Annotated in this window: 18 protein-coding genes; 8 read left to right on the forward strand and 10 right to left on the reverse strand. The window is 70.8% G+C overall.

Annotated elements, in window-relative coordinates; translation table 11 throughout:
* Positions 1 to 3 precede the first annotated feature (3 nt).
* Both ACIBI9_RS26115 and ACIBI9_RS26120 read right to left on the reverse strand, forming a co-directional pair.
* The gene (locus ACIBI9_RS26115) at positions 4 to 738 is read right to left on the reverse strand and encodes a sirohydrochlorin chelatase (protein WP_397225152.1); all 735 of its coding nucleotides are present in this window, start codon (positions 736 to 738) and stop codon (positions 4 to 6) included.
* On the reverse strand, positions 735 to 1,901 hold the full coding sequence (locus tag ACIBI9_RS26120; protein WP_397225154.1) for a uroporphyrinogen-III synthase: 1,167 nt from the start codon (positions 1,899 to 1,901) through the stop codon (positions 735 to 737). Before ACIBI9_RS26120 ends, ACIBI9_RS26115 begins: the two co-directional genes overlap by 4 nt.
* A gap of 199 nt (positions 1,902 to 2,100) precedes the next feature.
* Between ACIBI9_RS26120 and ACIBI9_RS26125 the strand changes: the two genes are divergently transcribed.
* On the forward strand, positions 2,101 to 2,613 hold the full coding sequence (locus tag ACIBI9_RS26125; protein ID WP_397225156.1) for a peptide deformylase: 513 nt from the start codon (positions 2,101 to 2,103) through the stop codon (positions 2,611 to 2,613).
* A 13-nt stretch (positions 2,614 to 2,626) separates the two neighbouring features.
* On the opposite strand, the gene ACIBI9_RS26130 is transcribed toward ACIBI9_RS26125, so the two are convergent.
* Together ACIBI9_RS26130 and ACIBI9_RS26135 are read right to left on the reverse strand one after the other, a co-directional pair.
* Positions 2,627 to 2,869 carry a WhiB family transcriptional regulator gene (locus tag ACIBI9_RS26130; protein ID WP_397225158.1) on the reverse strand — a complete coding sequence of 81 codons (243 nt, stop codon included), beginning with the start codon at positions 2,867 to 2,869 and terminating at the stop codon, positions 2,627 to 2,629.
* A 46-nt stretch (positions 2,870 to 2,915) separates the two neighbouring features.
* Entirely contained in the window at positions 2,916 to 3,506 is a 591-nt protein-coding gene (locus tag ACIBI9_RS26135) for a D-glycero-alpha-D-manno-heptose-1,7-bisphosphate 7-phosphatase (RefSeq protein ID WP_397225160.1), read from the reverse strand.
* Between the two features lie 303 nt (positions 3,507 to 3,809).
* On the opposite strand from ACIBI9_RS26135, the gene ACIBI9_RS26140 reads away from it, so the two are divergent.
* Positions 3,810 to 4,904: a glycosyltransferase family 9 protein gene (locus ACIBI9_RS26140; protein WP_397225162.1), complete on the forward strand. Its 1,095-nt coding sequence runs from the start codon at positions 3,810 to 3,812 to the stop codon at positions 4,902 to 4,904.
* Positions 4,901 to 6,088 (forward strand): glycosyltransferase, encoded by a 1,188-nt coding sequence (locus ACIBI9_RS26145; RefSeq protein ID WP_397225164.1) that lies wholly within the window; start codon positions 4,901 to 4,903, stop codon positions 6,086 to 6,088. The genes ACIBI9_RS26140 and ACIBI9_RS26145 overlap by 4 nt, the downstream gene beginning before the upstream one ends.
* A 4-nt stretch (positions 6,089 to 6,092) precedes the next feature.
* Here the strand turns inward: ACIBI9_RS26145 and ACIBI9_RS26150 are convergent, their stop codons facing one another.
* The 6 genes from ACIBI9_RS26150 to ACIBI9_RS26175 all read right to left on the reverse strand — a co-directional run bounded on the left by ACIBI9_RS26150 (position 6,093) and on the right by ACIBI9_RS26175 (position 11,866).
* Complete coding sequence (locus ACIBI9_RS26150; RefSeq protein WP_397225165.1) at positions 6,093 to 7,046, reverse strand: NAD-dependent epimerase/dehydratase family protein; 954 nt, start codon at positions 7,044 to 7,046, stop codon at positions 6,093 to 6,095.
* Between the two features lie 39 nt (positions 7,047 to 7,085).
* On the reverse strand, positions 7,086 to 7,913 hold the full coding sequence (locus ACIBI9_RS26155) for a class I SAM-dependent methyltransferase (RefSeq protein WP_397225167.1): 828 nt from the start codon (positions 7,911 to 7,913) through the stop codon (positions 7,086 to 7,088).
* A 3-nt stretch (positions 7,914 to 7,916) separates the two neighbouring features.
* Positions 7,917 to 8,555 (reverse strand): TetR family transcriptional regulator, encoded by a 639-nt coding sequence (locus ACIBI9_RS26160; protein WP_397225169.1) that lies wholly within the window; start codon positions 8,553 to 8,555, stop codon positions 7,917 to 7,919.
* Between the two features lie 99 nt (positions 8,556 to 8,654).
* Entirely contained in the window at positions 8,655 to 9,146 is a 492-nt protein-coding gene (locus tag ACIBI9_RS26165; protein ID WP_397225171.1) for a hypothetical protein, read from the reverse strand.
* Positions 9,147 to 9,375: 229 nt separating this feature from the next.
* Positions 9,376 to 10,230, reverse strand: a complete 855-nt coding sequence (locus ACIBI9_RS26170; RefSeq protein ID WP_350735337.1) for a PAC2 family protein — start codon at positions 10,228 to 10,230, stop codon at positions 9,376 to 9,378.
* Between the two features lie 1,180 nt (positions 10,231 to 11,410).
* Complete coding sequence (locus ACIBI9_RS26175) at positions 11,411 to 11,866, reverse strand: universal stress protein (protein ID WP_397225173.1); 456 nt, start codon at positions 11,864 to 11,866, stop codon at positions 11,411 to 11,413.
* A gap of 192 nt (positions 11,867 to 12,058) precedes the next feature.
* Between ACIBI9_RS26175 and metH the strand changes: the two genes are divergently transcribed.
* The 5 genes from metH to ACIBI9_RS26200 all read left to right on the forward strand — a co-directional run bounded on the left by metH (position 12,059) and on the right by ACIBI9_RS26200 (position 21,318).
* The gene (gene metH / locus ACIBI9_RS26180; protein WP_397225175.1) at positions 12,059 to 15,523 is read left to right on the forward strand and encodes a methionine synthase; all 3,465 of its coding nucleotides are present in this window, start codon (positions 12,059 to 12,061) and stop codon (positions 15,521 to 15,523) included.
* Between the two features lie 549 nt (positions 15,524 to 16,072).
* Positions 16,073 to 16,717 carry an HAD family hydrolase gene (locus ACIBI9_RS26185; RefSeq protein ID WP_397225177.1) on the forward strand — a complete coding sequence of 215 codons (645 nt, stop codon included), beginning with the start codon at positions 16,073 to 16,075 and terminating at the stop codon, positions 16,715 to 16,717.
* A 1,042-nt stretch (positions 16,718 to 17,759) separates the two neighbouring features.
* The gene (locus ACIBI9_RS26190) at positions 17,760 to 18,230 is read left to right on the forward strand and encodes a cellulose synthase (protein ID WP_397225179.1); all 471 of its coding nucleotides are present in this window, start codon (positions 17,760 to 17,762) and stop codon (positions 18,228 to 18,230) included.
* A gap of 265 nt (positions 18,231 to 18,495) precedes the next feature.
* Complete coding sequence (locus tag ACIBI9_RS26195) at positions 18,496 to 19,494, forward strand: ABC transporter permease (protein WP_397225180.1); 999 nt, start codon at positions 18,496 to 18,498, stop codon at positions 19,492 to 19,494.
* 57 nt (positions 19,495 to 19,551) lie between these two features.
* On the forward strand, positions 19,552 to 21,318 hold the full coding sequence (locus ACIBI9_RS26200) for an ABC transporter substrate-binding protein (protein ID WP_397225182.1): 1,767 nt from the start codon (positions 19,552 to 19,554) through the stop codon (positions 21,316 to 21,318).
* Positions 21,319 to 21,402 lie beyond the last annotated feature (84 nt).

The following is a 21,402-nucleotide window of genomic DNA, read 5'->3' on the forward strand; positions in this document are numbered from 1 at the left end:
CCGTTACAGGGACGCCCGGTGCAGGCCGGGTGAACGCCGGGCGAGCGTGTGGCGCCTGGTGAGGGCTGTGTCGTAGCGGTGCCAGATCAGGGCCGCCACGTCCGGGTCCGGACCGAGCGGATCGCTCACCAGCCCCGCCCCCGCCGACGCCAGCCGGTCGTGGAAGTGGCCGGGCGCGAGCACGTACGAGGCGATGGCCACCCGGGCGGCCGGGGTCGAGCCGAGCCGTTCCATGGCCTCCTCCAGGGACGGCGACCCGGCCGAGGCGAAGGCGGCCGTGACCGGCCGGGCCAGGCGTACCGCAAGCCGGTGGGCGGCGGCGCGGACGTCGGCGAGGGCGGACGGGTCGGAGGAGCCCGCGGCCCCGAGCAGCACCGCGTCCGTGGCGCGCAGCCCGGCGCGCGCCAGCTTGCGGACCAGCGCCGAGGTCAGCAGCCGGTGCGGCCCCAGCCAGCCGGCGACCACGGCGTCGGGGCGGCGGGAGGCGATGACCTCCGGCAGGTCGATGTGGGCGTGGTAGCCGCCCGCCAGCAGCAGCGGGACGACGACCACGGGCCCGCGGACGGCGGGCAGCACGTCGGACAGCAGGGGCGAGCTGATCTCGAGGTAGCTCAGCTCGACCCGGTGCCCGGGACGGGCCCTCCTGACCGCCTCCGCCAGGGCCGACAGGGTCGACTCCCCGGCGGCACTCCGCGTGCCGTGCGCGGCCAGGACGAGCGTGGCCGTACGTTCGATCACTGTCCCGCCTCGTACTGGCAGGCGAGCCGGTAGCCGCGCTTGACCACCGTCTCCACGATCCCGCTCGGCCCGAGCGCCCGCCGCAGCCGCGTGATCGCCATCTCCACCGCGTGCTCGGCCGAGTCGCGGGCGACGCTGCCGGGCAGCACGGTACGCAGGTCGGCGCGGGACACCACGTGACCCGGCTTGTCGGCCAGGCGCTTGAGCACCGCCATCGGCGCCGGGGGCAGCGGGCGCAGCTCGCCGTCCACCACCACCGCGTGGCCGCGGATCTCCAGCCGATGATCGCCCGCCACGAGCCGGGTCACCCCGTGCTCGGGCAGGTGCCGGGCCAGGGCGCGGGCGAGCGCGCCGAGGCGGGAGCGTTCGGGCTGAAGTGTGGGCACGCCGCGCGAGGTCAGCGGCTCGGCGGTGACGGGCCCGACGCAGGCGGCCACGACCGTCCCGCTGAACGCCGACAGCAGCGACTCCTCCAGCCCTTCCGCGCGGGCCGCGCCCAGCATCGCGTGCACGGCGGGCGCGCTGGTGAAGGCCACCGCGTCCACCGCCCCGGAGACCGTCTGGCTGATGAGGCGGCGCAGCGGCGAGATGTCGCGGTACGGCAGCCACCGGTAGACCGGGATCTCGATCACCTCGGCCCCCGCCTGGCGCAGGTCCGCCACGAAGTCGCTGAGCGGCTCGCCATGCTGCTGCACCGCGATGCGCCGCCCGCGCAGGTCCTGGTCGAGCAGGTACTGCTTGACCTCCTGGCACGATTCGGTGGCGGGCGTCCAGTGGTCGTTGAGGCCGGCGGCGCGGACCGCACCCCGGGCCTTTGGGCCGCGGGTCAGCAGACGCGCGTTCGCCAGGTGCTCGCCCAGGTCGGACGACAGGCCCCAGCCCTCGGCGGCGGCCATCCACCCGCGGAAGCCGACGCCGGTGGTGACCACCACGTCGTCGAGCGGCCCCGCCAGGCTGAGCCGGGTCGCGGCGAGCAGGTCGGCGTCCTCGGCCAGCGGGACCAGCCGGATCGCGGGGGCGCTGACCACCCGGGCGCCGCGCCGCTCCAGCAGCGCGCCGAACTCCTCGCGCCGCCTCGTCGCGGTCACGCCGACCGTGAAGCCCGACAGGGCGTCGGGGGCCGTCTCCGGGGAAGACCCGCCCTCAAGGGCAAGCACGCTCATGCCGGCACCTCCAGGTAGTCGAAGATGCCTGGCCGGGCCCCGAGCACCCGGCCAGGCATCACAGGCACGTGTGACGCAAGTGAGATCACCCTCCGATACTGCTTTCGGGTGGTTTCACCCACGGGTCTCCTCTGTTACCGCTGTGCTACAAGGCGGGTCCTCAGGGATTGGCGAGGCGCGGTCACGGGAAACGTCAACGGTGACGACGTGGCCTATCGGGGAGTTGCGGGTGACGGTCCGGCCTATTCGCACGTTCGACGATCCGGTGCTGCGTTCGGTCGCGGAGCCGGTCCAAGACTTCGACCGGGAGCTGCGGCGCCTGGTCAAGGCGCTGACCGTCACCATGCGCGCCGGCGCCGGCCGCGCGGGCCTGGCGGCGCCGCAGGTGGGCGAGCCGGTACGGGTGGTGGTCTACTCCTACGACGGTAAGTCCGGCCATCTGGTCAACCCCCGCCTCGAGCTGTCGGAGCGGCGGGTCACGGCCGACGAGGCGTGCCTGTCGGCGCCCGGGGTGTGGTGGCCACTGGAACGTTCCTACATGGTCACAGCGCGTGGCCGTGACATGCTGGGCAAGCCTGTGACGGTTCGCGCGCTGGGGGTGCTGGCCAGGGTGCTGCAGCACGAGGTCGACCATCTCGATGGCGTGCTGTTCAGCGACCACCTGGAGGCGGCCGAGCGGGAGCGCTTCCTCGCGGCGGCACTGCCCGGCTGAGCCGGGAGGTCGGTCAGGCGGCCGAGCGCAGGGCGAGCTCCCTGCGCTGCTGCGGGTCGGTGCCGCCCCACACGCCGTGCGCCTGGCGCGTGGTCAGCGCGTACTCCAGGCAAGGTTCACGTACGGGGCAGCCGGCGCACACATGCTTGGCCCGTTCGGCCTGCGACTGGCTCGGCCCTTCCATCGAGATCGGGAAGAACAATTCCGGGTCCAGGTCGAGGCAGGCGGCCCTGCGGGTCCAGTCGAGCATCATCATGTTGCTCGCGCCTACCCAGTCGACCTGCTCTCATACCTCCGCCGGCTCACCAGCGGCTCCAACCCAGAGCTCGGGCCCACGGCGCGCTGATGGCCGGCACGGGTGCCTCCGCGTCGCTGAGCACGAGGTCGACGACGTCGATCAGGTCGTCCGCGACCTCGGCGGCCTCCAGGATCTCCTCCTGCCGGGTCTGCGGAGTGGGGACCAGGATGCCCCTGGCCCCGGCGGCCCTGGCCGCCTCCATGTCTCTGCCGATGTCCCCCACGACCACGCAGTCGCGGGGGCTCACGTCCAGCACGGCGGCGGCCCTGATCACGAGCCCGGGCGCCGGTTTGCGGCAGGTGCAGCCGTCGGCGTCGTCGTGCACGCAGATCGCCCACGCGTCGAACGGGCCCAGCAACTCCTCCACCCGGGCGTTCACCTGGTCCATGTCGTCCGGGGACAGCAGGCCCTTGGCCACGCCGGACTGGTTGGTGACCACGGCCACCGGCACCTCGGCCCGTCTGAGCCTGGCCACCGCCTCCACCGCGCCCGGCATGGGCTCGACGAGGTCCGGGTCACCGTTGTACGGCACGTCCCTGATCAAGGTCCCGTCCCGGTCGAAGAGCACCGCGCCGGGACGTCGCTTTTCGAACACCTTCCACCTCCGTCGCGTGTCCGCCAGCTACCCGGCGCCTAACCAGGCAAACAACTACTCAACGTGACCAACTCCAGGCCGTTTCTCCTGTTTGCGCAGCTCAATGCCGTGGGGAAGGTTTGAGCATCGCTCCTCTCGGTAGCGGTTCCCGGCCTGTGAGGGGGAACGGTGAGGTTTCTCGGCATCGACGCGATCTTCCATGATCCGGCCGCCACCTGGTGCCCGCGCGCACAGGCGGCGACGAGCGGTCGAATGCCGGGAGCGGTGCTGTGCGGTACGACCCCGCGTCGGAGGATGAGAACCATGTCGCGCGCGTCGGCGAGGAGGACCGCCGTCCGCACCGTGAGCCACCGCGGCCGGGACGACCGGGGCCGGGTGCTGGTGGCGCGGCTGGACGGCGCCGGCGACGTGCTGCTGGCCGGGCCCGCCGTCAGGGCCGTGCGCACGCTGGCCCGCGAGCTCGTCTTCCTGGCCGGTCCGGGCGGCAGCGCGGCCGCCGAGCTGCTGCCCGGCGTGGACCGGGTGATCGAATGGCGGGCCCCGTGGATCGACCACACCCCGCCGCCCGTCACCAAGGGGCAGGCGGCCGACCTGGTCGGCAGGCTCGCGGGCATCGACGAGGCGGTGATCCTCACCTCGTTCCACCAGTCGGCGCTCCCGCTGGCCCTGCTGCTCAGGCTCGCCGGCGTCCGCAGGATCACCGCCATCAGCAACGACTACCCCGGCTCGCTCCTGGACGTCCGGCACGTCGTGGACGAGAGCGTCGACGTGCCCGAGGCGGAGCGGATGCTGGCGGTCGCCAGGGCGGCCGGGTTCGAGCTGCCGAAGAACGATGACGGCAAACTCGCTGTTCAGCGGCCATTGCCGGATATCACCGGAGATTTGGGGCACCTGCTTGGTGCCGGCGCCGATGCCGGCAGCAAAGGCACGTACGTCGTGGTGCACCCAGGGGCATCGGCCCCCGCGCGGACCTGGCCGGCCGAACGCCATCGGCGGACCGTACGGGAGCTGGTGCAGGACGGACACCGGGTCGTCGTGACCGGCAACGAACGTGACCTCACCGCCTACGTGGCCGGTGACGTCGCCGTCGATCTCGGCGGTGTGACCACATTCGCCGAACTCGCCGCCGTCATCGACGGCGCCTGCGTGCTCGTGGCGGGCAACACCGGCCCCGCGCACCTGGCCGCCGCGGTCGGCACGCCGGTCGTGAGCCTGTTCGCCCCTGTCGTCCCCGCGGCGCGGTGGGCCCCGTACGGCGTGCCCACGGTGCTGCTCGGAGACCAGGAGGCGCCCTGCCGCGCAAGCAGGGCGCGCGCCTGCCCGGTGCCCGGGCACCCGTGCCTGTCCCACGTGACAAGCGAGCAGGTGGTCAAGGCAGTAAGGGAGCTGACGCAGTGAAGGTCGATCTCATCTCCGAGCACGCGGACCCGCTGGCGGCGGTCGGCGGCGTCGACTCCGGCGGCCAGAACGTCCACGTCGCCGAACTGGCCCGCGCGCTGGCCGGGCGCGGGCACACGATCGTCGTCCACACCCGGCGCACCTCCGAGCGGCAGCCCGAGTCGGTGACCATGGCGCCGGGCGTCACGGTCGAGTACGTCACGGCCGGGCCGCCGGTCCCGATCCCCAAGGACGAGCTGCCCCCGTACATGGCCGAGTTCACCGAGCGCCTGGCCGACCGCTGGGCCGCGAGCCCCCCGGACGTCGTCCACGCCCACTTCTGGATGAGCGGGCAGGCGGCGCTGCAGGCGGCCGAGGGGGTGCCGGTGGTGCAGACGTTCCACGCGCTCGGCACCGTCAAGCGGCGCTGGCAGGGCGACGCCGACACCAGCCCCGCCCACCGGATCGACACCGAGCGCGCGATCGGCAGGCGCGCCGACGCCGTGCTGGCCACCTGCGGCGACGAGGTGGCCGAACTGCGCGCGATGGGCGTCCCCGAGCGGCGCATCGCGGTCGTGCCGTGCGGGGTGGACCTGTCGGTGTTCCGCCCGGACGGGCCGGTGGCGCCGCGCACGGGCGACAAGCTGATCCTCAGCATCGGCAGGCTGGTGCCGCGCAAGGGCGTGGACACCGTGATCAGGGCGCTGCGCCGGATCCCCGATGCCGACCTGGTGATCGCGGGCGGCCTCGAGGACGACGAGGAGGCGGTCAGGCTGTACGAGCTGGCGCGGGCGTACGGGCTCGAACGCCGGGTCCACGTGATCGGCAGCGTGCCCCGCGAGCACGTGCCGGCGCTCATGCGCTCGGCCGACGTCCTGGTGGCGGTGCCCTGGTACGAGCCGTTCGGCATGGTGTCGATCGAGGCGATGGCGTGCGGCGTGCCCGTCGTGGCCTCGGCGGTCGGGGGACACCTGGACACGGTCGCCGGCTGCGGCGTCCTGGTGCCGCCGCGCCGCCCGCGCGCCCTGGCCAGGGCGCTGAGCGACGTGCTCGACCACCCGGGCAAGCGGGCGGAGCTCGCCGCCGCCGGGGCGCTCAGGGCCCGCGAGCGGTACGGCTGGCCGCGCGTGGCCGAGCTGACCGAGGCCGTGTACACCCAGGTCATCGACGGTACGGTGTGCCGGCTGGCCGCCCTGGGAGGCTGACCGCCTAACGCTCGTTCCCGGCGCGCAGCCAGGCGAGGTAGTCGGCGACCGCCCGCTCGGTGTCGTAGGCGGGCTCGTATCCCGTGTCCTCGCGCAGGCGGGTGATGTCGAGCCAGGTGTCCCGCGCGGCGGGGTCGCGTCCCTCCGGGAGGCCGACCCGGGCGTCGGGGACGAGCTTCCTGATCGCCGCGGCGACCTCGCCGTTGGTCGTCGCCCTCCCGGAGGCCACGTTGTACGTGCGGTGCGCCAGCCGGTCCGCGAGCTGGAGCAGGGCCAGGGCCCGGCCGCAGTCCTTGACGTAGCACAGGTCGATGCCGTCCTCCGCGTACGCGCCGGCGCGCAGCGCGGACAGGTCGGGCTCGACGCCGTGCGCGGCCGCGTGCACGAGCTGGGGCGCGGCGAAGAACGGCGACCGGGTGTGGCCGAGCGGGCCCCAGATGGCGCCGATGCGGTAGTGGACCACGTCGAGATCCATGGCGCCGGCCAGATGGTCGCCGAGCAGCTCGCCGATCTTCTTGAACGCCGGGATCGGGTGAGGTGAGGTCATCGGCAGGGGGAGGTCCTCCCTGAGTGCGCCCTCGCCGGTGACGCCGCCGTACACGCCGATCGTGCTGGCCAGGCCGAGCCGCGCCACCTGCCACTCGCTCGCGGCGCGGAAGACGTTCAGGAGGCTGCGGACGGACTTGTCCGCGCCCTCCAGAGGCTGGTACGCGCCGGGCGGCCACGGGATGGAGCCGGCGAGGTGCACGATGCCGGTGATCTTGTGCCGCTCGCCGACGGCCAGGAGGGCCGCCTCGTCGGTGAGGTCGGCCTGCTCGACGACGACGGGCGCGTTCGCGAACCTCTCGGGCAGCACGGCGGGCCTGCGCTGCACGAGCACGCAGGATTCGCCGAGGTCGAGCAGGGCCTGGGCGGTGTGCGTGCCGATGAAGCCCAGCCCGCCGGTGATCAGAATCATGGTCAGCTCTCCAGATCGTCAGTACGACTGACAATCAGTCTAACCCTGGAAGCGGTAGTGGAGAACCACGTTCCCCTTCCGCGACAGCGCCGCGCTGGGGGCGGTCAGGCGGTTCATCAGCCGCAGCCACGTCGGGAACTCGGCCACCTCGGGCTCCCGCGTCATCAGGATCTCCTTGACCAGCTTCAGCCTGGGATGCCAGCGTTCGGGCTCCCGGGGATCGTCGAGGCCCGGGAACCTGGAGATGTCGGCGATGTTCTTCCCGACGGCGACCCGCTTCTGGGCCCACACGGCGAACCTGCTGTAGCCGTTGAAGGCGATCTCGCCGGTGGGGAAGTGGTCGATGAGGCGGTTGACCAGCGCGATCATCTCCGCCAGCGGGAGGAACGCGATCAGCCCGTCGGCGACGATCACCGCCGGCCGGTCGGAGGGCAGGCCGTCCAGCCACGCGGGGTCGGTGACGTCCGCGGCGATGTCGTGCGGCCTGGCGCGATCCGGCAGCAGCCGCCGCCGGGCGGCGACGACCTCGGGGAAGTCGACGTCGTGCCATTCGGCGGTGGGCGGCGGGGCGATGCGCAGCGCCCGGCTGTCGAGGCCGGCCCCCAGGTCCAGGCCGATCGCGTCGGGGTGGCGGGCGAGGAAGCGCTGGGCGATCTCGTCCAGCTTCCTGGCCCGGTGCGCGATGTAGAGCGCGCTGGAGGAGGGGATGCGGAGCTTGCCGTAGTCGTAGCCGACCTCGCGGACGATCTCGTCGGCCATCCGGTCGCCCAGGACGGGGTGGGGCAGGCGGTTGTCGAGCGCCCTGCCGCACAGCGTCAGCCACAGGGTTTCCTGCAGCGGGGTCAGAGCGGGAATCGCGGTCGCCATCGGTCATTCCTCCCTGTTCTCTTGAGTGGCCTCCCAGGCGGCCCGGGCCGCCTTCAGCGGCGCGTCGTCCGCGTACAGGCCGTGGGTGAAAAGCTCCAGCGTGGGCAGCGTCATCCGGCGCAGGACCTCGGGGCCGAAGCGGTCGTACCCGAGCGCGCGGGTCAGGGGAGGCGCCATGGTCAGCGTGGCCAGGCTGGTCAGCACGGTGAACACGGCCAGCGCCCGCACGTCCGAGGACGGCCGCACCGAACCTTCGGCGATCCCGGCGCGCAGGATCGTCTCCGACTCGGCCACCAGCGTGTCGACGAACCTGCCCGCGGCGGGGGTGTCCTCCTCGATCGCCCGGACCATGTAGCGCACCTGGAGCTGGTACTCCTCCGGGTTCGCCATGAACTCGCCCAGCAGGCCGGGCGTCCCGGCCTCGTGCGCCCGCCGTACCAGCACGCCGAGCACATGGTCGTCGCAGACGCCCCGGAGCTTCTCCTTGCTGCCGAAGTGGTGGATGACCAGGGCGGCGCTCACGCCCGCGGTGGCGGCGACGGCCCGCAGGTTCGTCTTCTGGAAGCCGTCGCGGGCGAAGTGGGCGATGGCCGCGTCGCGGATCTTGGCCTGCGCGGTCAGGTCCGAATGCGCTGAACACATGTTCAGCACACTAAACGCATGTTCAGTCTCCTGGCAAGGGGCCGGGCATGCGAACACCTCGGCTCCGCCTGCGGGGGCGGGGCCGAGGTGCTGTCGCTGTCAGGCGGGGACGGGATCGAGGCGCAGCTCGCGGACGATCTCGCGAGCGCTGTCCTCCAGTGTCGGTCCGGCGTCGGCGCCGACGAACATCTCGAGATAGGCGCGGTGGAAGCAGCCCGCGATCAGCAGTCGCGCGCTGGCCTCCGGGTCCACCTCGGGCCCGATCCGGCCGAGGCGCTGCTCTGCCGCCAGGTACGCGGCCAGCGGCGCGACTTCGGTGCGCGGCCCCAGCCCTGTGTCGCGGACGGCCTCGCGGAAGCGGACCGTCACGGTCGGCGAGGTGAAGGCGGGAAGTGCCGCACTCTGTACGTCGATGTAGTAATTAATGCCCGCTCGGGCAATGGGGAGAAGGTTGTCCGCTACGCACCCTTTTCCGATGCGATAGGAGAGATCGTGAAGAATGCTCAGCCAGAACGGAAGGCGGTCCTGCAGCAGCGCGAGGAAGTGGTCCACGGAGCCGCCGGTGCGGTCCTCCCGGAGGGAGACGGCCATCTCGAGGATGCGGCGCCTGGTGTCCTGACTTCTTTGGTGCGGGTCAACATGGGAAGTCGCCATGGCGTGCCTAACGTGCGCGGTTAGTTGAGTAGGCAACACGGCGCGAAGCCGAGGGATTTTTCTGGATTTATCCGGTTTGAATCTGGAGCCCCAACTTGATGCAATCTTGTATGGCCCCGATTATTACCCGTAATCCCGAAAATTTCGCGGTTTTTATCCCTGAGGGTTAGCTGTCAGTATCCCGGTCCCGGCGGCGCAGGTAGCGCTCGAACTCGGCCGCGATCGCGTCGCCGCTGGCCTCGGGCAACTCGGCGGCGTCCTTGCGCTCCTCGAGCTCCTTGACGTACTCGGCCACCTCACTGTCCTGCGAGGCCAGCTCGTCGACGCCGCGCTCCCACGCGCGGGCCTCCTCGTCGAGGTCGCCCAGGGGCATGGGGATCTCCAGCACGTCCTCCAGGCGGCGCAGCAGCGCGAGCGTCGCCTTCGGGTTGGGCGGCTGGGCGACGTAGTGCGGCACCGACGCCCACAGCGAAATCGCGTCCAGCCCCGCCTCGCCGAACGCGTGCTGCAGCACCCCGACGATGCCGGTCGGGCCTTCGTAGCGGCTCAGCTCCAGGTTCGTCGAACGGGCCAGCGCCTCGTCCGTCGCGCCCCCGAGAATGGGCACGGGCCGGGTGTGCGGCGAGTCGTTGAGCAGCGCGCCCAGCATGACGGCCAGCTCGATGCCCAGCTCCCGGCAGATCTCGATGATGTCGGCGCAGAACGAGCGCCAGCGCATGTTGGGCTCGATGCCGCGCAGCAGCACGACATCGCGCTCCAGGCCCGGCGGGCGGGCGCGCAGCAGCCGCGTCGTCGGCCACACGATCGAACGCGTCAGCCCCTCGCCCATCTCCACGACGGGCCGGGTGACCTGGAAGTCGTAGTAGTCGTCCGGGTCGAGCGCGATCAGCGGCTCGGCCTTCCAGGCGGACTCGAGATGGGCGATCACACCGCTTGAGGCCTCGCCCGCGTCGTTCCACCCCTCGAACGCGGCAATGAGCACCGGGTCTACGAGCTCGGGGAGCCTTTCGAGCTCTATCACGTGTCGCCTCCTCTCTCCATCGTCTCGCTTAGCCTATGCGGTCGGGAGTACTCGGCGTCACCGATCTCCCTGCGAACGCGCAACCCGCCTCTCAAGCGCGAACGCGCCGTCCACGTCCCCTCGGGCGAACATTTCACCGCGCCTCCCCACCACCCATCCCAGCCCGCCACCCCACCCGTACGAAACCCCTTCACCGCCGCCGTCACCGATACCTCCTGCACCCTTATCCCGCCTCCAGCACCCGCAACCCCTCCAGCACTCCCACACCCGCCTGCCTCTCGCATTCCCATGCCCTACGCATCCCTACCTCCCCCCTCCCGCACCCTCCCGCCTCCACCACGGCCGGTCCCTCCGCACCCACCCGCTTCCACCACGGCCGGTCCCTCCGCGCCTGCCCGCCTCCTGCACGGCCGGCCCCTCTGCGCTTGCCCGCCTCTTGCACCGCCGGCGCCTCTGCTGCTGCCCGCCTCTGGGACCGCCGCACCTCTCCCGCACCCCGCAGCCGCGCCGCCCCTATGCCTCCTGGGTCCCGCCCTGGGCTCCTGCACTCCACCGCTCATCGCCTCCCGCATACCCACTCCCTCTCCTCGCGCCCTTCGCCTCCTCGCGCCCTTCGCCTCCTCGCACCCGCTCTGCGCCGGATGCGCCCTCTGCGTGGCTTGCGTCCTCTGTGGTTGCTGCGCCTTGTGTGCAATCTGCCGTTCTATGTGCCAGATATGCCCTCTGTGGCCACGTATCTATCGCTGCGGCGCATACGTGATCTTCGCGTGACTTATGCCATCCACGTCCCGAGGCCGCGCACCGCGCCACCGACGTCCTCGGGGCAGCGTGCACCGCGCCACCTGCGCCCGCCGTGCCATGAATGCCGCACCGCACCCTCGGGCCACGGGCACCGCCGCGGCACGCTCCCCGCCACGAGCACCTCGCCGCACGCCCTCTGTGCCAGGTGTCGCCCCGCGGCGCACTGCGCTGCCCCGCCCTATGCGCCGTCGACGGCACCTCGCTCCCTGCGCGACGCCCACCCTCGCGCCCGGCGGGTACCGCGGGAGCCGGGGCTCGCGCTTGCCGCGCCTTTCCGTCGGGCCCCAGCGCGCACGTGCCTGCGACGGAAGCCGGTGACGCCCGCCCATGCCCCTCGCCCCTCGCGCGCGCGTGCGCGTAATGGGGAGGAAGGGACGGGTCAGCGGCCGTCGGTCGTGTGGACGATCAGGACGTCGCAGGCGGCGCGGTGGGAGACCGCGGACGGCACCGAGCCGAGCAGCCGCCCGGCCAGGCTGTTGAGCCCGCGATTGCCCACCACCAGCAGGTCAGCGCGGTGCCGGGCGGCCAGCGAGACGAGCACGTCCACGGCATCCCCCTGCTCGGCGGCCAGGACCACGTCGGAGGCGCCGGCCGCCACAGCGTGCCCGCGCGCCGCCCGCAGGGCGTCGTCGGCCGGGGTGGAACCGCTCACCTTGTACGCGAGGTCGCCCAGCCGGTCGGCGGCCGCGACGCGCTCGCTCTCCCGCATCGGCAGGTACGCACAGGCCAGGACCAGGGTGGCGCCGGTCGCCGCGGCCAGGGACGCCGCCGCGGAAACGGCGCGGAAGGAGGAGGCCGAGCCGTCGGTGCCGACGAGCACGGTGCGGTAGGTCACGGAGACCCCCAATTGGACGCGGCGTTCAATTGACAGTCGGTACGATAGCGCCCGGCCCTCACCTCAGGCTCGCCCAGGTCCCGCAGACCGGGACGCTCCAGCTCCTGGAGGCCCCGATTTCCCGCTCGAAGCGAACAGGCGTACGGGCCGCTTGCGAGTAGGGCTCGAGGCGCACCCGATAAGCTCTACCCCATGAGCATCTCCCCGTCCTTCCGAGAAGTGTTGTCCCAGCGCGTCATCGTGGCCGACGGGGCGATGGGCACGATGCTCCAGGCCCAGGACCCGACGCTCGACGACTTCCACGGTCACGAGGGCTGCAACGAGGTGCTCAACGTCACCAGGCCCGACATCGTGCGCGGCGTCCACGACGCCTACTTCGCCGTCGGCGTCGACTGCGTCGAGACCAACACGTTCGGCGCCAACCTCGCCGCCCTCGGCGAATACGACATCTCCGACCGCGTCTTCGAATACTCCGAGGCGGGGGCCAGGATAGCCCGAGAGGCCGCCGACCACTGGTCCACGCCCGACCAGCCGCGCTTCGTGCTCGGCTCCATGGGCCCCGGCACCAAGCTCCCGACGCTCGGCCACCTGCCGTACGCCGTCCTGCGCGACGCCTACCGCGACAACGCCGCGGGCCTGATCGCGGGCGGCGCCGACGCGCTGATCATCGAGACCTGCCAGGACCTGCTCCAGGTCAAGGCCGCCGTCATCGGCGCCAAGCGGGCCATCGAAGACTCCGGCCGCGACATCCCGATCATCGCGCAGGTGACCATCGAGACCAACGGCGCGATGCTGCTCGGCTCCGAGATCGGCGCCGCGCTGACCGCGATCGAGCCGCTCGGCGTCGACGTCGTGGGCCTCAACTGCGCGACCGGCCCCGCCGAGATGAGCGAGCACCTGCGCTATCTCGCCCGCCACTCGCGGCTCAAGCTCTCCTGCATGCCCAACGCCGGCCTGCCGGTGCTGACGGCCGACGGCGCGTACTATCCGCTGAGCGCGCCGGAGCTGGCCGACGCGCACGGCACCTTCACCCGCGACTACGGCCTGTCGCTGGTCGGCGGCTGCTGCGGCACCACGCCCGAGCACCTGCGCCAGGTCGTCGAGCGCGTCCGCGGCAAGCAGGTCGCGCCGCGCCGGCCGCACCCCGAGCCGGGCGCGTCCTCGCTCTACCAGACGGTCCCGTTCCGCCAGGACACCTCCTACCTGGCCATCGGCGAGCGCTGCAACACCAACGGCTCCAAGGCCTTCCGCGAGGCCATGCTGGCGGGCCACTGGGACGACTGCGTCGAGACGGCCCGCGACCAGGCCCGCGACGGCGCCCACATGCTCGACCTGTGCGTCGACTACGTCGGCCGCGACGGTGTGGCCGACATGAAGGAGCTGGCGTTCCGGTTCGCCACCGCGTCCACGCTGCCGATCATGCTCGACTCGACCGAGCCCGCGGTGCTGCAGGCCGGTCTCGAGATGCTCGGCGGGCGCGCCGCGGTCAACTCCGTCAACTACGAGGACGGCGACGGCCCCGACTCCCGCTTCCAGAAGATCATGCGCCTCGTACGCGAGCACGGCTCGGCCGTCGTCGCGCTCACCATCGACGAGGAGGGCCAGGCCCGCACCGCCGAGTGGAAGGTACGCGTGGCCAGCCGCCTCGTCGAGGACCTGACCACCAACTGGGGCATGCGGGTCGAGGACATCATCGTCGACTGCCTGACCTTCCCCATCGCCACCGGCCAGGAGGAGACCAGGCGCGACGGCCTGGAGACCATCGAGGCCATCCGCGAGCTCAAGCGCCGCTACCCGGGCGTGCAGACCACGCTGGGCCTGTCCAACATCAGCTTCGGCCTCAACCCGGCCGCCCGCATGGTGCTCAACTCGGTGTTCCTCAACGAGTGCGTCAACGCCGGGCTCGACTCCGCCATCGTGCACGCCTCCAAGATCCTGCCGATGGCCCGCATCCCCGACGAGCAGCGCCAGGTCGCGCTCGACATGGTCTACGACCGCCGCCGCGAGGGCTACGACCCGCTGCAGCGGTTCATGGAGCTGTTCGAGGGCGTCGACGCGGCCGCCCTGCGCGCCGGCAAGGCCGAGGAGCTGGCCGCGCTGCCGCTGTGGGAGCGGCTCAAGCGGCGCATCATCGACGGCGAGCGCAAGGGCCTGGAGGCCGACCTCGACACCGCGCTGGAGCAGCGGCCCGCCCTCGAGATCATCAACGACGTGCTGCTCGACGGCATGAAGACGGTCGGCGAGCTGTTCGGGTCCGGGCAGATGCAGCTGCCGTTCGTGCTGCAGTCGGCCGAGGTCATGAAGGCCGCCGTCGCCCACCTCGAGCCGCACATGGACCGGGTCGAGGGCGAGTCGAAGGGCCGCATCGTGCTGGCCACCGTCAAGGGCGACGTGCACGACATCGGCAAGAACCTCGTCGACATCATCCTGTCCAACAACGGCTACCAGGTCGTCAACCTCGGCATCAAGCAGCCGGTCTCGGCCATCCTCGAGGCCGCCGACGAGCAGAAGGCCGACGTCATCGGCATGTCGGGGCTGCTGGTGAAGTCGACGGTCATCATGAAGGAAAACCTGGAGGAGATGAACTCCAGGGGCCTGTCCGAGAGATACCCCGTCCTGCTCGGCGGCGCCGCCCTGACCCGCGCCTACGTCGAGCAGGACCTGGCCGAGCTGTTCGAGGGCGAGGTGCGCTACGCGCGCGACGCGTTCGAGGGGCTGCGGCTGATGGACTCGTTCATGGCCGTCAAGCGCGGCGTGGCAGGCGCGACGCTGCCGCCGCTGCGCGAGCGGCGCGTCAAGACCGGCGCGGTGCTGCAGCGCACGCCCGTCGAGGAGCTGCCCGCTCGCTCCGACGTGGCCGCCGACAACCCCATCCCCGCGGTGCCCTTCTACGGCGACCGCGTGGTCAAGGGCATCTCCCTGACCGAGTACGCCGCCTTCCTCGACGAGCGCGCCCTGTTCCTCGGCCAGTGGGGGCTCAAGCCCACCAGGGGCGGCTCGGGGCCCGACTACGACGAGCTCGTCGAGCTCGAGGGGCGGCCGCGGCTGCGCATGTGGCTCGACCGCATCCAGACCGAGGGCCTGCTGGAGGCGGCCGTCGTCTACGGCCACTTCCCGTGCGTCTCCGACGGCGACTCGCTGATCATCCTCGACGACGACGGCAGCGAGCGCACCCGCTTCACGTTCCCGCGCCAACGCCGCGACCGCCACCTGTGCCTGTCCGACTTCTTCCGCGCCAAGGACTCCGGCGAGGTCGACGTGGTCGGCTTCCAGGTGGCCACCATGGGCTCGAAGATCTCCGAGGCCACGGCCGAGCTGTTCGCCAAGGACGCCTACCGCGACTACCTCGAGCTCCACGGCCTGTCGGTGCAGCTCACCGAGGCGCTGGCCGAATACTGGCACGCCAGGGTGCGCTCGGAGTGGGCGATCGGCGGCGAGGAGTCGCTCGACGACATGCTCAAGGTCAACATCCAGGGCTGCCGCTACTCGTTCGGCTACCCGGCCTGCCCCAACCTGGAGGACCAGAAGCAGCTGTTCGAGCTGCTCAATCCCGAGCGCATCGGGGTGTCGCTGTCGGAGGAGTTCCAGCTCCACCCGGAGCAGGCCACCTCGGCCCTGGTCGCCCACCACCCCGAGGCCAAATACTTCAACGTCTGACCCACATCCGCCCGCCTGCCCGTGCCCGCCTGCTGCCCGTACCCGCTCGTCGGCCGCACCCGCCTGCTGGCCGCACCTGGGTGTCGGCCGCACCCGGGTGCCGGCCGCACCCCGTTCGTCGGTCACGCCCGCTCGTCGGCCGCTCACGCCCGGCGGGCGGACGGTGGCTCCCCGGCCCGCCATCCCACCGGCGCTCACTGGCGGCGGGGAGGGGCGCCCGGCACCGAGCCGGTTCGCCGTTCACTGCCCAGCGGACGGACGACCGTGGACGGACGACCAGCGGACGGACGCCCAGCGCCTGGCTCCCAGCGACCCGCCGCCCACCGGACGGGAGGCAGGACAGGCCACCTGGCCGAGGTGACTCGTGCGGCGCTGCCGTAGCGCTGGGCCGGAAGCGAGCTGAGGGCTGGCGATGCCTGCGGGAGGTCGCTTCGGCCTGGGTGACGCGGGCGGCTTGGGCGAGTGGACAGGGCAGTGCCGGGGGCGGCCTGTCCGCGCGCCAGGCGGGACAGGGACAATGGCGGGCAAACACTACCGATCGGGGGATGCATGGAAGCGGTCTTCTTCGACATGGACGGCCTGCTGGTCGACAGCGAGCGGGTCTGGCTGGAGATCGAGACCGACGTGATGGCCAGGCTCGGCGCCCAGTGGACGCCCGAGCACCAGGTCCACCTGGTGGGCGGGTCAATGGAGCGAACGGTCGACTACATGCTGGCCGTGTCGGGGTCCGACGTACCCGCCGAGATGGTGCGGGAGTGGATGACCGGCGGGATGGTGCGGCGGCTGACGGCGGGCGTCCACGTCATGCCGGGCGCCTTGGAGCTGCTCGAGGCGCTGCGGGACGAGGGGGTGCCCGTGGGGCTGGTCACCTCGTCGCTGAAGGAGATCGCGGAGGCGGTGCTCAAGAGCGTGGGGCGTGACCGGTTCGACGTCGTGGTCACGGCGGACGACGTCACGCGTACCAAGCCTGACCCTGAGCCTTACCTGACGGCTGCGCGGCTGCTCGGGGTGGAGCCGGTGCGGTGCGTGGTGCTGGAGGACTCTCCCAACGGCGTGGCGGCCGCGACGGCGGCGGGCTGCGCGGTGGTGGCCGTTCCGAGCCTGCTGGCCATCGACCCTGCCCCCGGCCGACTGGTGGTCTCGTCCCTGGAGCACATCACCGTCGCCGACCTCCGCGCCCTCATCACGCTCTGACCCCGCCCCATACGCCCTCACCCTCCCAAGCCTGACCACAGCCGCAACAGACCGGACAACACCCGTGCCCGGTCGTCGGCGGAACGGTCACCCAGATCTGCCCTGCAACTGCGGCGCTCGTGTGGGCGGCCTCAAGCGCCGCGTGGGCGACTTCCGGATCGGATCGCGCGATGGCTTCGAGTCCGTAGGCAGCAGACCGGCGCCGGACATAGGCGCTGTCGGCGAGGGCGTCCATCACGGTGCTGAGAGGCGGCACAGAACCTGCGAAGCCAGCGGCACCGCCCAGTGAGCAAGCGTGGTGGGTCACGTGGCCAGCGTGCGCATGGGCTCTCTGGCGGCGGCGGTGTGGGCGAAAGACCCAGGGAGACGAGGACCGCGAGCAGCTTCCCCCTGTCGAGATCAGGAGCTGGCTGATCTGCTGGTAGACCCGCTGCCGGCCACCACCTCCGGCTGCGAGACCCAGTCTGGAACGCCGGCTCGTCCTGACCGGCCCGAGAGCTCGGCCCTGGCATCCGAACGTCACCGCCATCCGGGACCTGTGCGCCAAGCAGGCTGGCGACGCCTCATCTCCTGTGGGAAGCGCCTAGATCGGGCAACGTACGGCGAACTCCGTATGGGAGGTGGGGGCTCCGCGTCACCGGGTTCGGTCCGGCAGCGTTGAGGCCCAGCCAGGGCCCGAGGGCGACGTCATGCCGGTAGAGGGCGCTTCTACGGTCGGCAGGGCGACGAACGCCGCGTCCCAGGGAGCGGCCTCCGGTCCTCGCACATCCTGCTGACCCGCCCATCCGCGAGCCGCGCAAGGGTGGCGGCAGCGACGTCCGTACTTCGGCTTGCAGGGGCGCGGTGCGATCAGCCCCGGGAGGCGGGGACGGGCCGTGGTGATGCCGTCCTGCCGGGACGTTGCTGACCACGGCGACCGCCCGCGACCGTCGGCCCCGGGGTGAGGCCCCGACCCCTAAGGGGCAAGTGGTTCTTGCGGAGGAGGGGCGGGTGGCGTTTCGCGTGCCAGGATGGAGATGTAGTCGATACGAGGGGTGGCGCGATGCTCAATCCGACCGTTTGGCTGCCGTTGTGCGCCGGACTGACCCTGCTGGGCCTGGTGCTCAGTTTCCTGGCCTTCAGGCGCAGGGGAGCGGCCTCGGGCATGCGGGTCGCGGCATGGGCACTGCTGCCGGCGGCGGCCTATCTGACAGGCGCGCTGCAGATGTTGTGGACCGTGGGCACGACCATCGTGGGGTTCGTCACCGGCCTGGTGTTCAACCCCTTCGTCTGGGCGGGTGTCGCCGTGGCGGGGCTGTCGGCGGTGCTGTTCGTCGCCTCGGGTGTCATGCGCGGGCGGAAGCTGGCGAGCTTCAGGAAGAAGAACCCCGGAGAGGCTCCCGAGATTAAGCCCTCAGCGAACAAAACCGCCCCCAAACCACAGCAGCCCGCCGTCGCTCCGAAGCAAACTCCCAAGGCCGAGGACGATTTCTCCGATATCGAGGCGCTGCTCAAAAAGCGTGGCATCAGCTGAATCCACGGCCGAAATCGGCTGTGTCACAGTTCCGAGACGCAACCGGGACGACTCGTAGACATTCTCCTCAAGATCGATACGAATGAGTTTCTGGTCAATCACAGTTGAGCCACATAGAGCACAGAGGGACTAGTCACACCAGCTCAGGCCATAGATTCTGCCTCCTGGGGCCGCGACGCGCGGACCCCGCACTCATGGGCGCACTACCCTGACCGGGACCGCGCCGACACGGACGATGTCGTCTGGAATCCAGGGGGCTACTGGCATGACCGCACCGCTCGATGTTCCGGGATCGGCCATCGAAGCAGGGCCGGAGACCGTTCTTGAGGGGGCGGAGACCTCGGTCATCAGGGGACGTTCCCTGGGGCAGATCGCGTGGATGCGCCTCAAGCGCGACCGCATCGCGATGACCGGTGGCATCGTCATCGTGCTGCTCATCCTGATCGCCGTCTTCGCCCCGCTTCTGGTGTCGTGGTTCGGGCACCCGCCGGGCGAGTGGCACCGGGAGAAGCTCGACCCCTCCATCGGGGCCCCGCTGGGCGCCTTCGGCGGCATCAGCAGCGACTTCCTGTTCGGCGTGGAGCCCGACTCGGGCCGCGACCTGTTCAGCCGCGTCCTGTACGGTGCCCGCATCTCGCTGCTGATCGCGTTCTTCGCGACCCTGCTGTGCGTGTTCCTCGGCACCGTCCTCGGGATGATCGCCGGCTTCTTCGGCGGCTGGGTCGACACCGTCATCAGCCGCCTCATGGACATCTTCCTGGCCTTCCCGCTGCTGGTGTTCGCGCTGGCGCTGGCCGGCGTCATCCCCGACAAGGCGTTCGGCCTGTCGGGCGACACGCTGAGGATCAGCCTGCTGGTGTTCATCATCGGGTTCTTCAACTGGCCCTATATCGGCCGCATCATCCGAGGTCAGACGCTGTCCCTCCGCGAACGGGAGTTCGTCGACGCGTCCAGGAGCCTGGGCGCGCGCAACCACACCATCCTGTTCAAGGAGGTCCTGCCCAACCTCCTGGCGCCGATCCTCGTCTACTCGACGCTGCTGATCCCCTCGAACATCCTGTTCGAGGCCGCGCTGTCGTTCCTCGGCGTGGGTGTGCGGCCGCCGACTCCCACGTGGGGAGGCATGCTGTCGGACGCCGTCCACAACTACCAGGTGGCGCCCAACTTCATGATCTTCCCCGGTCTCGCGATCTTCATCACCGTGCTGGCGTTCAACCTGCTCGGTGACGGCCTCAGGGACGCCTTCGACCCCAAGGCCCGATAGCCCTCGTGAGTTTTCAGCAAGTTCTCAACTCCTAGATACAAGGGGTGTGTCAGGTCGATGAAGACAAGATCAAAGGCGTCGGCAGTGGCGATGACCGCCGCTCTCGCCGTGGTCGTCTCGGCGTGTGGCGGCGGTGGCGGTGCCAAGAGCACCAGCGGCACCGGCAGTGACGACAAGCCCGCGAGCCAGTACAACGCGGGCGTCACGCAGGTCGTCAACCCGTCGGAGAAGACCGGCGGCACCCTGCACATGGGCATGCCGGGCGACTTCGACTCCGTCGACCCGGGTGACCAGTACTACGGCTACGCGTGGAACTTCTCGCGCCTCTACACGCGCGCGCTGACCATGTTCAAGCCGGTGCCGGGCGAGGAGGGCCTGCAGCTCGTCGGCGACCTGGCCGAGGACCTGGGCAAGCCCAGCGACGGCGGCAAGACGTGGACGTACAAGCTGCGCAAGGGCATCAAGTTCGAGGACGGCACCCCGGTGACGTCGAAGGACGTCAAGTACGCCGTGGCCCGTTCGCTGGACAAGGACATCCTGCCCAGCGGCCCGACCTACTTCAACGACTGGCTCGACGTGCAGGGCTACACCGGCCCGTACAAGATGAAGGGCAAGCTTGACGACTTCAAGGCCGTCGAGACGCCCGACGACTCCACCATCGTCTTCCACCTGAAGAAGGCGTACGGCGGTTTCGACTACTTCGCCATGCTCCCGCAGACGGCCCCCGTGCCCGAGGCCAAGGACACCGGCTCGAAGTACAAGGAGCACCCGGTCTCGACCGGTCCCTACATGTTCAAGTCGCACGAGCTCACCAAGCGCATCGAGCTCGTCAAGAACCCCAACTGGGACCCGGCCACCGACCCCAACCGCAAGCAGCTCAACGACTCCGTCGAGGTGCTGCTCGGCCAGAACGAGGACGACCTCGACCAGCGTCTGCTGTCCGGCAAGATCGACGTCAAGATCAACAGCACCGGCGTGGCGGCCAACGCCCGCAAGACGGTTCTGACGGACCCGAAGGTCAAGCAGTACGCCGACTCGGCCGCGATCGACCGGACCTGGTTCACCAACATCAACGGTGACGTCAAGCCGTTCGACAACATCCACTGCCGCAAGGCCGTGATGTACGCGGCCGACCGCTCCGCGCTCCAGGGCGCCTACGGCGGCCCCGACGCCGGTGGAGACGTCGCGCTCAGCCTCATGCCGTCGAAGATGACCGGCTACCAGAAGATCGACCCGTACGGCGTCGAGGCCAACCCGACCGGCGACGTCGCCAAGGCCAAGGAGGAGCTGGCGGCCTGTGGCCAGCCCAACGGCTTCAGCACCACCATCTCCTACCGCAACGAGCGCGCCGCCGAGAAGCTGACCGCCGAGTCGCTGCAGCAGTCGCTCGGCCGCGTCGGCATCAAGCTGGAGATCAAGGGTTACCCGCAGGGCGACTACTTCAAGCTGTACGCCGGCAAGCCCGACTTCGCCAAGAAGAACAACCTCGGCCTCATGGTCTACGGCTGGGGCGCCGACTACCCCGAGGGCTTCGGCTTCTTCCAGCAGATCGTCGACAGCCGTGTCATCCGCGACGCCGGTAACACCAACCTCAGCGTCAAGGACCCGAAGATCGACGAGCTCATCGACCAGGCGGCCGCTGAGACCGACGCCGCCAAGCGCAACGCCATCTGGGCGCAGGTCGACAAGCAGGTCATGGACTCGGCGTTCATCCTGCCCTACGTCTGGGCGCACGGCCTGTTCTACCGGCCGCCGACGCTGAAGAACGTCTTCGTCAGCCAGAACTGGGGCATGTACGAGTACCTCACGCTGAGCACCCAGTAATCGGTCAGGCGACCCCGCCGGACACGTACGTCGAAAGCAGGTGAAGGCTCCGGCGGCCGGGCTCACGAGGCCCGGCCGCCATGG

Source organism: Nonomuraea sp. NPDC050451 (assembly GCF_044458585.1).

Bases quoted from the DNA above. Each gene is read 5' to 3' on its own strand.
- ACIBI9_RS26120 (WP_397225154.1), bottom strand. From the start codon at position 1,901: ATGAGCGTGCTTGCCCTTGAGGGCGGGTCTTCCCCGGAGACGGCCCCC.
- ACIBI9_RS26130 (WP_397225158.1), bottom strand. From the start codon at position 2,869: ATGATGATGCTCGACTGGACCCGCAGGGCCGCCTGCCTCGACCTGGAC.
- ACIBI9_RS26140 (WP_397225162.1), top strand. From the start codon at position 3,810: ATGTCGCGCGCGTCGGCGAGGAGGACCGCCGTCCGCACCGTGAGCCAC.
- ACIBI9_RS26150 (WP_397225165.1), bottom strand. From the start codon at position 7,046: ATGATTCTGATCACCGGCGGGCTGGGCTTCATCGGCACGCACACCGCC.
- ACIBI9_RS26155 (WP_397225167.1), bottom strand. From the start codon at position 7,913: ATGGCGACCGCGATTCCCGCTCTGACCCCGCTGCAGGAAACCCTGTGG.
- ACIBI9_RS26160 (WP_397225169.1), bottom strand. From the start codon at position 8,555: ATGTGTTCAGCGCATTCGGACCTGACCGCGCAGGCCAAGATCCGCGAC.
- ACIBI9_RS26165 (WP_397225171.1), bottom strand. From the start codon at position 9,146: ATGGCCGTCTCCCTCCGGGAGGACCGCACCGGCGGCTCCGTGGACCAC.
- metH (WP_397225175.1), top strand. From the start codon at position 12,059: ATGAGCATCTCCCCGTCCTTCCGAGAAGTGTTGTCCCAGCGCGTCATC.
- ACIBI9_RS26185 (WP_397225177.1), top strand. From the start codon at position 16,073: ATGGAAGCGGTCTTCTTCGACATGGACGGCCTGCTGGTCGACAGCGAG.
- ACIBI9_RS26190 (WP_397225179.1), top strand. From the start codon at position 17,760: ATGCTCAATCCGACCGTTTGGCTGCCGTTGTGCGCCGGACTGACCCTG.
- ACIBI9_RS26195 (WP_397225180.1), top strand. From the start codon at position 18,496: ATGACCGCACCGCTCGATGTTCCGGGATCGGCCATCGAAGCAGGGCCG.
- ACIBI9_RS26200 (WP_397225182.1), top strand. From the start codon at position 19,552: ATGAAGACAAGATCAAAGGCGTCGGCAGTGGCGATGACCGCCGCTCTC.